General features: G+C 32.3%; 16 protein-coding genes. 13 read left to right on the top strand and 3 right to left on the bottom strand.

The genetic code is table 11. The features are described 5' to 3' along the window. Positions 1-9 precede the first annotated feature (9 nt). Genes ABTV69_RS12070 through ABTV69_RS12045 form a run of 6 tightly spaced genes read left to right on the top strand, consistent with a single transcriptional unit; the run spans position 10 to position 2,613 of the window. Entirely contained in the window at positions 10-579 is a 570-nt protein-coding gene (locus ABTV69_RS12070) for a DUF4142 domain-containing protein (protein WP_433829063.1), read from the top strand. Between the two features lie 36 nt (positions 580-615). Then, positions 616-1,263: a porin family protein gene (locus ABTV69_RS12065; RefSeq protein WP_433829061.1), complete on the top strand. Its 648-nt coding sequence runs from the start codon at positions 616-618 to the stop codon at positions 1,261-1,263. Positions 1,264-1,298: 35 nt separating this feature from the next. Next, positions 1,299-1,451, top strand: coding sequence for a lmo0937 family membrane protein (locus ABTV69_RS12060; RefSeq protein WP_290970650.1), 153 nt, complete (start codon positions 1,299-1,301; stop codon positions 1,449-1,451). 59 nt (positions 1,452-1,510) lie between these two features. Then, a complete protein-coding gene (locus ABTV69_RS12055; protein WP_263525164.1) occupies positions 1,511-1,795 on the top strand; it encodes a YtxH domain-containing protein in 285 nt (94 codons plus the stop codon). Between the two features lie 47 nt (positions 1,796-1,842). Further along, positions 1,843-2,202 carry a hypothetical protein gene (locus tag ABTV69_RS12050; RefSeq protein WP_433829059.1) on the top strand — a complete coding sequence of 120 codons (360 nt, stop codon included), beginning with the start codon at positions 1,843-1,845 and terminating at the stop codon, positions 2,200-2,202. Positions 2,203-2,232: 30 nt separating this feature from the next. After that, a complete protein-coding gene (locus ABTV69_RS12045) occupies positions 2,233-2,613 on the top strand; it encodes a hypothetical protein (RefSeq protein WP_433829057.1) in 381 nt (126 codons plus the stop codon). Between the two features lie 345 nt (positions 2,614-2,958). Here the strand turns inward: ABTV69_RS12045 and ABTV69_RS12040 are convergent, their stop codons facing one another. Then, positions 2,959-4,290: a DUF5723 family protein gene (locus ABTV69_RS12040; RefSeq protein ID WP_433829055.1), complete on the bottom strand. Its 1,332-nt coding sequence runs from the start codon at positions 4,288-4,290 to the stop codon at positions 2,959-2,961. A gap of 360 nt (positions 4,291-4,650) precedes the next feature. After that, the gene (prfA, locus tag ABTV69_RS12035) at positions 4,651-5,727 is read right to left on the bottom strand and encodes a peptide chain release factor 1 (protein WP_125719152.1); all 1,077 of its coding nucleotides are present in this window, start codon (positions 5,725-5,727) and stop codon (positions 4,651-4,653) included. A gap of 391 nt (positions 5,728-6,118) precedes the next feature. On the opposite strand from prfA, the gene ABTV69_RS12030 reads away from it, so the two are divergent. The 6 genes from ABTV69_RS12030 (at position 6,119) to ABTV69_RS12005 (ending at position 10,972) form a co-directional block, all read left to right on the top strand. After that, positions 6,119-8,005, top strand: a complete 1,887-nt coding sequence (locus ABTV69_RS12030) for a phospholipase D-like domain-containing protein (RefSeq protein ID WP_433829053.1) — start codon at positions 6,119-6,121, stop codon at positions 8,003-8,005. 13 nt (positions 8,006-8,018) lie between these two features. Next, entirely contained in the window at positions 8,019-8,891 is an 873-nt protein-coding gene (locus tag ABTV69_RS12025; RefSeq protein ID WP_433829051.1) for a hypothetical protein, read from the top strand. 202 nt (positions 8,892-9,093) lie between these two features. Then, on the top strand, positions 9,094-9,693 hold the full coding sequence (locus tag ABTV69_RS12020; protein ID WP_433829049.1) for a hypothetical protein: 600 nt from the start codon (positions 9,094-9,096) through the stop codon (positions 9,691-9,693). 35 nt (positions 9,694-9,728) lie between these two features. After that, positions 9,729-10,052: a hypothetical protein gene (locus ABTV69_RS12015; RefSeq protein ID WP_433829047.1), complete on the top strand. Its 324-nt coding sequence runs from the start codon at positions 9,729-9,731 to the stop codon at positions 10,050-10,052. Positions 10,053-10,065: 13 nt separating this feature from the next. Further along, positions 10,066-10,410 (top strand): hypothetical protein, encoded by a 345-nt coding sequence (locus ABTV69_RS12010; protein WP_433829045.1) that lies wholly within the window; start codon positions 10,066-10,068, stop codon positions 10,408-10,410. Positions 10,411-10,495: 85 nt separating this feature from the next. After that, positions 10,496-10,972, top strand: a complete 477-nt coding sequence (locus ABTV69_RS12005; RefSeq protein WP_433829044.1) for a hypothetical protein — start codon at positions 10,496-10,498, stop codon at positions 10,970-10,972. Between the two features lie 63 nt (positions 10,973-11,035). Here the strand turns inward: ABTV69_RS12005 and ABTV69_RS12000 are convergent, their stop codons facing one another. After that, a complete protein-coding gene (locus ABTV69_RS12000) occupies positions 11,036-11,410 on the bottom strand; it encodes a GreA/GreB family elongation factor (protein ID WP_433829042.1) in 375 nt (124 codons plus the stop codon). Between the two features lie 433 nt (positions 11,411-11,843). Here ABTV69_RS12000 and ABTV69_RS11995 point away from each other — a divergent pair, with 433 nt between their 5' ends. Then, positions 11,844-12,338 (top strand): SRPBCC family protein, encoded by a 495-nt coding sequence (locus ABTV69_RS11995; RefSeq protein ID WP_433829040.1) that lies wholly within the window; start codon positions 11,844-11,846, stop codon positions 12,336-12,338. The last annotated feature ends 165 nt before the right edge of the window (positions 12,339-12,503 follow it).

Below are 12,503 nucleotides of genomic sequence, written 5' to 3'. Positions count from 1 at the left end.
GAAGTAATAATGAAAGCAATTCCCTTTTTAAAGGCTACTTATTTTAAAGTCTTTTTCTTATTGATATTAGTTGTTTGCATGACGTCATGCAGAAAAATTAATCCGATTGAAAATACTTTTAAAAACCAAGCTTTTGCAAAAAATGACAGAGAAGAAACAGAAGTCTTCTTTTTTATTTCAACGGCGAACATTAGCAAAACTATTATTTCTAAAAGTCAAATTGCACAACAAAAAAGTTCAGATGTTATTGTTCAGGAATTAGGAAAAAGAATAGAAGTTCAAGAAAGCCAATTGCTGGAAGAAATAACCAAAATGGCCACATCAAAGCTCATTGTCATTACTGAAATAAATGCTACGCACAAGCGAGACCTGTACAACCTCATCGATGCCAGCAGTAACGATTTTAACACCATTTATCTAGATGCAATGACAGAGGCTATATGCGATCAGATTGAGTTACTTGAGACTATTTCTAGAGAAACAAATGACAAACAAATTCTCGAACTCGTTCTTAGATTTTTGCCCGAACAATACAAGCTCTTAAGAGAGACTGAACGAATAAAAAAACAAAATAAATAAACGCCTATTATCTATCTATTAACTAAATTTTTTACTATGAAATTACAAGCCAATTTTTTATGCGCCTTAACACTTTTTTTATCAGCATCATTTGGAATGCTGCACGCTCAAGACACTAATGTAACTACCGAATTCGGGGTAAAAGGAGGATTCAATATGTCTAACCTTTATGGTACAGGAGAAGATGTAGATGACAACAATATTTTGTACGGATTTAATGCCGGGGTTTATGCTACACTTCCAGTTTCAGACATGGTAGCCATTCAGCCAGAGATTTTGTTCACTACAAAAGGAGCAGAATTAGAATATAGCAATGCTTTTGCAAGCGGAAGCACAAAATTTAAACTAAACTATATTGAAGTTCCTTTATTAGTGAGAGTAAACGTAACAAAGAATTTTAATATTCATGCCGGTGGTTACGCATCTTACTTAGTAAGTTCTAAAGTAACTGGAAACGGAACCTTTGATTTTGACGAAGATATCGATGCAGACGATTTAGCACGATTTGATGCAGGTATTGCTGCAGGTATTGGAGTAGATTTTAACCCAATCAGTGTAGGTTTACGTTACAACTACGGTTTAACCACTGTGGGTAAAGAAAGAACTGTTGCTGGTACAACATACACAGTGCCAGACGCAAAAAATAGCAACTTGACTTTATACCTTTCGTATAAGTTAAACTAACGAGAAATTGATTATTAACCATTAAAATAAAAACCATGTCAAACTTATTATATACAATCGCAGTGATTCTGGTAATACTTTGGGCTCTTGGGTTCTTTGTTTACAGTTTCGGAAGCATTATCCATATTTTATTGGTAATTGCCATTGTTGCAGTATTGCTTCGACTAATTAAAGGTCGAGAAGTATAAAATCACTTTATTAAATCAACAAATTATTAAATATTAATCCATTTTAAAATTAATTTATTATGAAAACTAGTAGCACAATTTTAGGAATTTTAGGAGCCGCAGCGGCGGGAGCATTCATAGGTGTTTTATTTGCACCAGACAAAGGGTCAAACACAAGAAAAAAAATCAAAGATAAATCAAAAGATTACAGCGATAATCTTAAAACAAAATTTGATGGTATTGTAAACACAATCACTTCAAACGGTAAAGAAATTATCGAAGAAGGAAAATCTAAACTTAACCAAGTTAAAGAAGATTACAATACGCTGAAAGACGATGTTAAAACAGTAAAATCAAACTATTAATCGTCAGTATTAATTAGTGAAATTTTCAAACCATAAAACCCTATATCATGGAACCAAATGCAACAACAAACGAGGACTTAAATCTTTATGAAAAAGCTGAAAACTATGCTAAAACAAGTTTAGAATTATTAAAACTAAAAACGGTGTGTTCAGTTGCCGATGGTGCTGCATCATTGGCGTCAAAGATAGCGATTGGTATTGTTGTTGCATTTTTTACTTTGTTCCTCAATATTGGAATTAGCTTATGGATTGGAAAAGAACTTGGAGAGTATTACTATGGCTTTTTTATCATGGCACTATTTTATCTTATTGTAGTGATTGTGGTAGTAAAATCACATCATAAATTGATTAAAACGCCAATCGGCAATACTATTATTTCAAGTATTCTAAAAGAAACAAAAAACTAGATTTAATTCATTAATAAACATAAAAAGACTATGGAGGCTATTTACAATATTGATCAGTTAAATCGAAAAATTGAGGAATTAGAAGTTCGCCAGGATGCAGAATGGTGTGCCATAAAAGATCATATCGATGACATTAAGGAAAACCTGAAACCGATTAACCTGATTCGAAACACAGTGGAAGAAATCAACGAAACAGTTGGTTTTAAAAGCCATATTGCACAATCTGCCATCAGTATCGGAATTGGATATCTTGCCAAAAGATTTATTGTCGGAAAAGGTGACTCGATGTTTAAAGGTATTATGGGCTCAATCGTTCAGCTTATCGTAACAAATCTGGTTTCGAAACCTCATCATGAATCTTCTGAAGAAAACGAAGAAGATCCATTACAATATGAATCATCAAGAGAGTAATTTGTCAAACTTAATTTAATTATTATGGAAAAGTTTAGCGAAATAATGATAAAAAATGGTGTATACGTTTACTCGAATCTATATAAATGTTTAGAATATACAAGAGTATTTCTAGGTGTCTAACTTCATCATACGTTTTTGGGGAAACGGTTGATGAAGTGAAGACCTTCACTATATATTTTTACAAAAAAGCAAAACCAACTTTTGGGGAAGCTGTTTTTTTTTTTTTAAAGTTTCAAAGATACAAAGTAACAAAGTAATGCAGCTGCATAAGCTTTGCCACTTTGTTACTTTGTATCTTTGTTACTTTGTTACTTTGAAACTCTGTCACTTACTTTGTCCCTCCTATCGATAATCCTGATAAATCGGCAACTTTAGACCTGCATAAATATTACAGCCTTTAGAATTGTTTGAAAACAAATTAGATACCAACGTTCCAGAACCGATAAATAACGGACCAGCTCTAAAACCTGCGCCAACTTGAGTGCCGCTGTATTCCATATATGTAACAGGAACATAAAAGCTAAATTGTCTGGTTTCGTATCTTGGCGTAAACGTTACGGAATTGGCAACGGCTGTTCCATTTATTTTTTTAGCATCGACCAAACTGAAATCACCGCTTAAATTCAAATAAAATCTTTGATTGATGTTCCAGTCAAAATTGGTGTGTAGAGCTGTGGGAAGATTCGCTTTTGCTCCTTTTTTAGATGCTATTTTAGTATAATTCGCATCAAAAAACTCAAAAATATCATCTGCATCCTCGATATCTTGCTGTGTTACTCTTCCTGTTATGTCGTATGTATTCTCAACACTATTTTTGTAGTTCAGTTTTCCAATATCCGTAATAGAAGCCGCAGCTTTAAACTTATAACGGTTTCCTTCGCAAGTATGGCAGTTTGTGCGATATTCATACGTAAAACCTAGATCTACTCCTACTCCAGCCGATGCCGCATCAAACTTAGGATCGTTTCCGTTAGCGTAATCATAACTTGCAGCCGTTTTTATCGTTCCAGTCGAATAATATTCGCTCAGCAAAGGGTTGACATCGTTTTTGTTGAAAGCTACGCTTACATCATTTCCGTTGATATAGCCGTTTACGCCTGCCATCAAGTATTTTAAAGTGATTCCACCTTTCACAAAATGATCATCACGATCGAATAAAACTGTAGCATAGCTCGCTCCTATCTCAGCCCAAGAATTCGAAACCGCATTCGGATTTCCGCCATTAATAAAAAAACTATCCGAAACATTGACCTCTTTATTGGCCTCATCAATCAGCTGTCCGTTTATTCCAACTAGATTGGTAACACTTCGCACACGCGTAAAAAGCGCCACACTGTGAATAGGCGTAATATTCAACATTACAGAAGGCCCCATAATGTCTATATTAAAATTTCCCCTATTGTTCGATTTGAAGTTTTTACTTGCATCGGTACTCAGATCGTAACCGCCATCTAAAACATTCATAAAATTGACTCCGTACAAATCATTTTGACCCGTACCGCTTGCAGAGGCAAACGTAATATCATATTTGTATTTCGAATCCACAATATTAGACGGATTAAACAATGCCGACTGAATTCCAGCAAAATTATCATCCCTAAATCCGAAATACGATTGCGATCGCGCATAAAAAAAGCTTCCAAAGAAGCAAAATAATAGTAAAGTTCTCTTCATAGATTAAAGTTAATTGATTGGTTGGTGGGGCAAATATGAGATAAAAAAGTCAGCAAAAAAATAGGATTTTTTTGAGGTTCTAAGAGGCTAAGGTTCTAAGTCACTAAGTTTTACAAACTGGTATTACAAATCTTACTTCGCAAGATTATGCTATAGTATTTATCTTAAGTTAGAATGCTTTTTATCAAAATTCTCAACATTAAATTTTCATTAGAAAATTACTTAGGCTAAGGAGTAAGGTTCTGGGGCGCTAAGGTTTTTCCATAAAAAAAGCCGAACACAAGTTCGGCCTTTTTTATTTATACGTTTAGAGAGAAACCTCTGAACCTTTGTTGCTTTGTCCCTTTGAACCTCAGAAATTTAGTAAACCTCCGAAGCTTCTTTCAATTTCTCCATATTGTTTACCAACTGAAGCTCGGCAACGATTTTCTGAATATCACCATTCATGATGTTTCCTAGATCGTAAAGTGTCAAACCAACTCTATGATCGGTTACACGACCTTGAGCGTAGTTGTACGTACGGATTTTTGCCGAACGGTCTCCAGAACTTACTTGAGAACTACGTTTTTTAGCATCTTCCTCCTGCTTTTTGGCCAATTCCATTTCGTACAAACGAGAACGTAATACCATCAAGGCTTTATCTTTATTCTTGTGTTGCGATTTCTCATCCTGACATTGCGCCACCAATCCTGTTGGAATGTGCGTTAAACGTACAGCCGATTTCGTGGTATTTACCGACTGACCTCCAGGACCAGACGAACAGAAGAAATCTACACGAACATCGTTCATATCTACCTGAACATCAAACTCCTCAGCTTCTGGCAAAACCATAACCGTAGCAGCCGATGTATGCACACGACCTTGAGTTTCTGTCTGAGGAACACGCTGAACACGGTGAACACCCGCTTCAAACTTCAAAGTTCCGTAAACGTCTTCTCCAGTAACTTCAAAAATAACCTCTTTGAAACCACCCGAAGTACCTTCGTTCATATCTACAACAGAGGTTCTCCACCCCATGCTTTCGCAATATTTAGTATACATTCTAAACAAGTCACCTGCAAAAATACTCGCTTCGTCTCCACCCGTACCCGCGCGAATCTCCACCATAACGTTTTTAGCATCTTCAGGATCTTTCGGAATCAACATAAATTTGATCTCGTCTTCCAATTCTGGCAAACGGTCTTTAGCTTCATCCAACTGCATTTTGGCCATTTCTACCATTTCGGCATCACTACCATCAGCAATAATTTCGTTAGCCTCATCGATATTTGCCAAAACTATAATGTATTCTTCTCTCTTTTCAACCAAAGCCTTAATACTTTTATATTCTTGGTTCAGCTGCTTATAACGCTTTTGATCAGAAATAACATCCGGCTGAATAATCAAATCCGAAATCTCATCAAATCGCTGCTTTACATATTGAAGTCTATCTAACATTTTCTTTTTCCTTTATTTGGACTGCAAAATTACAAAATTTTTGTGGAAAATTCTAGTGTTGTTTTTTTGTGGTTTTTGAAGGGAAAATTTAGTGGGATTAGGATTGTTTTTAGGAGCTGTTTCCTGTCCCGATAGCTATCGGGACTACTATCTTTTTAGGCAGAAAGTCTTCGGTTTTAATTAAGAAGTTTGGGTTTGCCTAAAAAGGATGCCGCTTCTATCAGGGCTATATCATTCTTTTATAATATATGAATTACGGATTTCCGTAAAACGATTGATATGAAAGAAGTTAGTTTTGAAAACACAATTCTTCGTATGTTCAAAAGTAAATCTGTAAAAAACATTAAGAAGAAAAATTGAAGTTTACCAAAAACAAATCAATAATAATCCTATGAACGATCTAATTACAAACGGAACGGAAATTAAGCAACGAATTATTTCTGAAATAAACAATGCAAACCAAGTTATATATGTTGCAATGGCGTGGTTTACAGACAGAGATATTGCAATGGCAATCATTGAAGCAAAAAATAGAAATATAACGATTGATATTATTCTTTCTTCAAATGCTCAAAATGAAACTGTAAAATTAATGCTAAAAGGAGCTGGTATTAAAGTTCATGCCTTTGAAACAGGTGATGTTCGAGGGATAATGCATCACAAGTTTTGTCTTATAGACAATAAAATTTCAATTAATGGATCATACAATTATTCAATAAATGCAAGCAATAACAATGTCGAAAATATTCAAGTTTCAGATGACACTAGAATATATTCCCAATTCTTAACAGAATTTGAACGCCTAAGATATAATATAGATCATAATATAGGTGTAAATAATACTTCTACTCCTCCCTCTCAACAAAATCAAACGACACAACCTGTAAACATTATTGATACATTTTCACAACAATTAAATAATCTTGTCTATTCTTCTGCACAAATTAATACCGAAGAATACAGAAAGAAAGGTTACGAACATTCTAAAGAGAATCAAGGTAGCATTGATATTTTCAGAGTTGAGTACAATAATATAAAAGAAGAAATCAAAACCTATGCAACAGATGAAGGATTGAGCAGTAAAAAGAATATATTAACATCTAATATTTCTAATGCATACGAGAGTACAAAAACAAATCTAGAAGCAGAAAGACAGGATAAATTAACAACTGAAAAAAGAAATAATGAATTAGAAAAGAGACAGATCAAAGATCGAATATCCGAATTAAAGGAAGAGAAATCCATTCTTGAATCTGGCAACCAAAATACTGCTGAAAAAGGATTACTTCAAATTAATAAAGAAATAGAGAAAAACAAAATTGAAAGAAGAAGTCTAGAACAATCTTTTGTCATAAAAAAGTTTTGGACTATCGGAACTATTTTGATATTACTTGCTCTAGGAACTTTCATTTTTTATCTATCCGTTTTCTTCGCTTCAGCAATTTATAAAGTATTTTTTGAAGGTAATATAATACGTACTTCTTTAGAATCAGGTATGAACCCCGGAATTCCACAACTTGTTGATGCAAATGCCATCATAAAAATATTTAAACAGCAAGGTGTATTATTTGGTTTTATAGCTTCGCTTTTCTTCCTCATTCCAGTTTTATTATCCAATTTAAAAATCCTTGGAAGCGAAAATAAATTTTTAAATAATACCATGTTCTTAGTTGGTCTATTAATATTTGATATCTTAGTTTCTACAATGGTTGCAATAAATACTGACGAAATAAAATGCTTACTAGTTGGAAAGCAATCTACAATGCAAATATGGGAAGTTGTTAAACAAGGCGAATTTTATCTAATTTTTACATTTGGTATGTTTCCATTAATTCTTACTCATTTTTTAATTGATTATATAATAAATGCATATAAAAAATCAAAAAAAGAAATGGTTGATGCCGAAAAAAATAAAAACATTCAGATTTTAGATGAAGAAATGTTGGATTTAAATGTAGAAAAAGAGTCTCTTACTAATAGAATTAAAGAAAAAGAAGACTTAATAAGTGATAACAATTCTAAAATTCTAAATCTAGAAATTGAAATTAATGGCAATGAGAATCAAATAGATAATAAATACTCGGAACTACAAAAACAAATTAAAACAATATTCGATGAATTTAATGCCAAAATAATAAGCGGTAAAATTTTCACTGATGTAATTCTAGATAGTGTTGTTTCAGCTTACAAATCAGGATTTGTGGAGCATTTGCCAAAGTATTATGCAACAGATGAAGTTTCAAGCCGAGTAAAAGAAATAGAAGAATCAACAATTTAAAATTAACAAACAAATGAAAATTTTAGTGACATTTTGCTCAGCAATATTTCTGTTTGTCTCTTGCAATCCCGAACCTCAAAATAAAAATCTTACATACCAAAACATCATTATTATTTCAGATATGTCAAGTCGTTTAAACAATAAGCCTCCAAAAGACATCGATGAAATAAATAAAATCGTTAATTTTTTTAAAACTGAATGTGTCAAACCTGGTAAAAAAATTGGAGATCGATCGTCTATTTCTTTTTCTCCTTTTTCTCAAAAAACAATCACTTCAATTGATTTAGAAAAATATAAGAACTTAAGTGAAAAACAGAGTTTCATAAATTCAACAGGAAAATACAGAAATAATGGATTAGCGCAGCAAATAAACATTTTTAAGAACAAGGTAGAAAGCGCTTATTCAAATACTAGAAATCAAGGATTAGATCTCATAAGTATTTTAATTGAAAAAATCGAAAATGAAAATATTATTAAAAGTGATACAACTTTTATCAATGGTATAGATACAACTTTTATAAAGTACGATAATCATATATACATCTTCACAGATGGCTATTTAGAATATAACAATAGAAATAGAAATAATCAATTTTATTTTAGTAACTCTGAAATTGACAAAGTAAGACAGTTTTCTAAAACCAACAATATAGATGTATCAAAAGCACTTGAAGCGAAAAGTTCATTAGGTCTTCCCTCTGAGAAAAATAATAAAAATCACCATATTAATCTCCATATATTTGAAACACACGAGCGTGATAAAGATGATAAACTACAAACTTATAAATATCCTAAAGGACAAAGAGATAATGAAATCCTTCAAGCAGTTTGGAAAAAATGGACTTCAGAAAGTGGTTTTAAAAGCTTTGAGTGGAAAAAATATTAATTACCGACAGCCTTACTTTATGTTCAAGAGCTAAACGCTAGCTTTAGCAAGGGAAAAACAGCTTTTTGATCGTTCTAAGAAAAGACCAGATAGCGCGGATTTGCAATCCGTGCCCGCAACAATAAGACACAATCCAAATCATCAAATACAAAAGCTGCAATAAATTATGTAGCTTTGATAAAATCAGACGCCCCACTTAAACATGAATAATGACAACAAAATAATTGCAAATCCAAGTTTACTTCAAATTGGATTCAGCATATTTGGAATGCTATTTTTTTTATCCATGGCTTATTTGGTATATAATCCTGAAGTCGAATCTTATCAGAAAGCAGATTATAGAGCAATGTGGGTTATAATTTTACTCTTTTGCCTTTTCGCAATAGCGTCTTTTTATATGTTATTAAGCTCGAAAAAAGTAGAACTAACAGATGATTTTTTATCAATTGAATATCCTTTACTTTTTAAAGCTAAAAAAATCTCACTAGACGATATAAAAAAGGTTACAGAAAGCGATTACAATGTAAAATCTTCACATGATTTTAAAACAATTGAAGTGTACAATGGGCGACAAATTAAGATCGAATTTTTTGAGTTAAAGAAATTGACCATTACTTCACTTGAAGTCACGAATTACGAAATACTGGCACAAAATCTAAAAAACGTCACGAAGTCCTATTTTAAATTACATACAGGAACTAAAAATATAAAAAACTTCCAAGGTTATGGATGGCTTATCTTTATCATTGTTTTGACGGTTGGATTACTATTTTCATTGATTCAGAAAAAACTAGGACACTGAAACACAATACAAATCATGAACTTAAAATAGTAGAAATGATAGATTACAAAAGAACTTTTACAGAAAGCGAACTGACTGAGAGAATAAATCTACTTTGGTCAGAATTAGAAAAACAATGCGCGGCACTCAACAGTGATGAATTTGAATATTCTTGGGAAATGTGGGGCGTAATGTGGACACCTTGGTTTATCATGGTCGGTGATAAATCTATAAATTTTTCGGCCAATAATCTTGAAAGCGCTGACTTCGATATTTTGGTAAAACAAGGAAAACTTGAAATCGTTAAAATTTACGAAGCACATGAGTTGAAAGAAGAATTTGAGAAAATACGATATAGAATAGTAAAAAAACACAGCTAAACCCAAAACCACAATGTCAAAATTCAACTTCAACAATAAACGATTTGCACTTATTCAGAATTCAGAAAGCGGACAAGTGAATACAGAAACTGTTTTTAATTACAAACAAGACGATAATCTAGTAACAGCCGATTATTTTGGAGGAACCATTAAATACGGAAAAATTATTGCCGATTTGAAAGACGATAAATTAAATATGCTCTATCAATGCTTAACAACAGATAATGAACTGAAAGCAGGAAAAGCAATAGCACAAATTTCGCTAACAGAAAACGGAAAAATAAAATTGTCGCTAAATTGGGAATGGCTCAACAACGGAAATGAAAAAGGAAAATCTGAGTATGTAGAAGTTGAGTAGCGAGCTACTATGCAACATTTTTCTTATCAAGAACTAAGCAAAAAAATAAGAGAAATTTCTCCGCAGAAAGCTAAAAATTATAAAAATGACTTTATCGCACAAAAACTGCCAGATTGAAATAACTTCTGATAAAATTGAATGCGAATATCTCTATCTCGCCAATAAAACTATTCGTTGGGAAATATTTTTGAATGAAAAATTACAGTTTCAAAAAATTATTCTCGTTCCAGAAGAAATTGCTGAATTTCAATTTGAGATTGCCGACGTAAGCCATAAAGGTTTCTTAACTCAAGAAGCAGTTATATTTTATTTGAAGAAAAACGAAACAATGCCGATTGAGTTTTTTAGATTTTGTGTCATTGAAGAAGAGACAAAATTAAGCAGTCAGACCAAATCGTATGAATTTGCAAACGAAATTCTAAAAACTATCTCTCAGAAATATAATATTCCTTTCTTGTTTAAATATTATGTTGAAACAAAGAAAAAAGAGAAAAATCTTAATGTACTTCTTATATTCCTTATGATTTTATTGCTTGTTTTTATATTAACAAGAGGATTATAATAAAAAACATCCCGCAAAGAAATCTTCTTTTTGGGATGTTTTAAATCTAAAACAGAAAAGAAATTACACCTCCTCTACCTTCAAAATTTCTAACTTTAAATTGCCTTTTTTAGCAGGCCATTCGATAATATCGCCTTCTTTGCATCCCACCATTGCAATGCCTTCGTCTGAAAGAATTGAAATTTTGTTTTTGCTTACTTTCACATTTTCTGGTCCAACTAGAAGAATTGTTTTTTCTTCGTTTTTTGTGTGGTCTTTATAAGTAACTCTGCGGTTTATCGAAACAATATCTTCAGGCAAGTTTTTTCGCAATACTTGAGAAGCATTTTTTAATTGATTCAATAGCAACTCTTCTTCCTGAATGGTCACTTTTTTTCTTCTGATATGGTCTTTAATTAAATCGTATGTTCCTGTTGTTACTATAATATTTTGTGACATGACTTTCTTGTTTGCTTCATTTTATCTCAAACATGACACAACTCTTCGCTAAATGTAATGCAAAATCGAGTCATTCAGCGATATCCTATCCTGAATAAAAATGAAGATTAAATAAGTAAAATTAAATCGGAAAAGATTCTCCCTGCCTAGAGTTGTGACAGGGCAAAAGAAATAAACTCTTTTGAGCTTTTTAAGAAAGTATCGTCATGCAAATACAACAACGTGCACACTAAGCACATTAAAGAACTATTTATTAAATAAAAATTTGCAGTGACCATTATAACACTAAATTATTTCAGCAAGATACAGCTTTTATTTCTTACAAAAAAATCAATCTCCATCACTATACTTATTCCTGAAATAAAAGCTGGATGAAATATCTTATATTTGTTTTAATTGATACTTACTTTCTAACTCAAAAAATATAATTCTCATGGAAAATTTCGATTGGACTTCATTCACAAAAAAAATAGCCATCAGAGCTGAGCTTTCAGACATTTATAATGCTTGGACAAAAGCCAATGAGTTAGAAAAATGGTTTCTGGAAAAAGTGTCTTTTTTCGGTGCCAATCAAGAAGCTATAGATAAAGATAAAAACGCAGAAGAAGGCATTACGTACGAATGGCTTTGGTATTTGTATGAAGATGCTATGAAAGGAAAAATCGTTTCGGCCAACGGAAAAGATCAATTGCAATTTACGTTTGAAGGAAACTGCCTTGTAGAAATCAATCTAAGCGAAAAAGAAGATTACACGATTGTAGAGCTTCGCCATTTTAATATTCCAACAGACGATTATTCCAAACAATACATCAGATTGGGCTGTTCAAACGGCTGGCATTTTTATCTGACAAATCTTAAATCGGTTTACGAAGGCGGATTGGATTTGAGAAATAAGGATGGCAATTTGAACCCGATGATTAATAATTAGATGCGATTTGAAAATCTTCCAAATAAAATTAATTATTGAAGAAAGAAATCCTGGCGAAAATATTGGCTGGACTCAGCCTATTATCACTGATACTTTAATTTTAGAATTGAATCAAAAATTCAAAAATAAAATTCTTTCAAATGAAATTTGACAAACCATACAAAA

The sequence above is a fragment of the Flavobacterium anhuiense genome (genome assembly GCF_050990855.1).
Taxonomy (GTDB): domain Bacteria; phylum Bacteroidota; class Bacteroidia; order Flavobacteriales; family Flavobacteriaceae; genus Flavobacterium; species Flavobacterium anhuiense_C.
This window is presented reverse-complemented; position numbering and strand designations above follow the sequence as displayed.

Coding starts and splice junctions, on each gene's coding strand:
- ABTV69_RS12005 (WP_433829044.1), top strand. CDS start 10,496: ATGACTTTATCGCACAAAAACTGCCAGATTGAAATAACTTCTGATAAA.
- ABTV69_RS12030 (WP_433829053.1), top strand. CDS start 6,119: ATGAACGATCTAATTACAAACGGAACGGAAATTAAGCAACGAATTATT.
- ABTV69_RS12060 (WP_290970650.1), top strand. CDS start 1,299: ATGTCAAACTTATTATATACAATCGCAGTGATTCTGGTAATACTTTGG.
- ABTV69_RS12045 (WP_433829057.1), top strand. CDS start 2,233: ATGGAGGCTATTTACAATATTGATCAGTTAAATCGAAAAATTGAGGAA.
- ABTV69_RS12065 (WP_433829061.1), top strand. CDS start 616: ATGAAATTACAAGCCAATTTTTTATGCGCCTTAACACTTTTTTTATCA.
- ABTV69_RS12015 (WP_433829047.1), top strand. CDS start 9,729: ATGATAGATTACAAAAGAACTTTTACAGAAAGCGAACTGACTGAGAGA.
- ABTV69_RS12050 (WP_433829059.1), top strand. CDS start 1,843: ATGGAACCAAATGCAACAACAAACGAGGACTTAAATCTTTATGAAAAA.
- ABTV69_RS11995 (WP_433829040.1), top strand. CDS start 11,844: ATGGAAAATTTCGATTGGACTTCATTCACAAAAAAAATAGCCATCAGA.
- ABTV69_RS12020 (WP_433829049.1), top strand. CDS start 9,094: ATGAATAATGACAACAAAATAATTGCAAATCCAAGTTTACTTCAAATT.
- ABTV69_RS12040 (WP_433829055.1), bottom strand. CDS start 4,290: ATGAAGAGAACTTTACTATTATTTTGCTTCTTTGGAAGCTTTTTTTAT.
- ABTV69_RS12010 (WP_433829045.1), top strand. CDS start 10,066: ATGTCAAAATTCAACTTCAACAATAAACGATTTGCACTTATTCAGAAT.
- ABTV69_RS12025 (WP_433829051.1), top strand. CDS start 8,019: ATGAAAATTTTAGTGACATTTTGCTCAGCAATATTTCTGTTTGTCTCT.
- ABTV69_RS12000 (WP_433829042.1), bottom strand. CDS start 11,410: ATGTCACAAAATATTATAGTAACAACAGGAACATACGATTTAATTAAA.
- ABTV69_RS12055 (WP_263525164.1), top strand. CDS start 1,511: ATGAAAACTAGTAGCACAATTTTAGGAATTTTAGGAGCCGCAGCGGCG.
- ABTV69_RS12070 (WP_433829063.1), top strand. CDS start 10: ATGAAAGCAATTCCCTTTTTAAAGGCTACTTATTTTAAAGTCTTTTTC.
- prfA (WP_125719152.1), bottom strand. CDS start 5,727: ATGTTAGATAGACTTCAATATGTAAAGCAGCGATTTGATGAGATTTCG.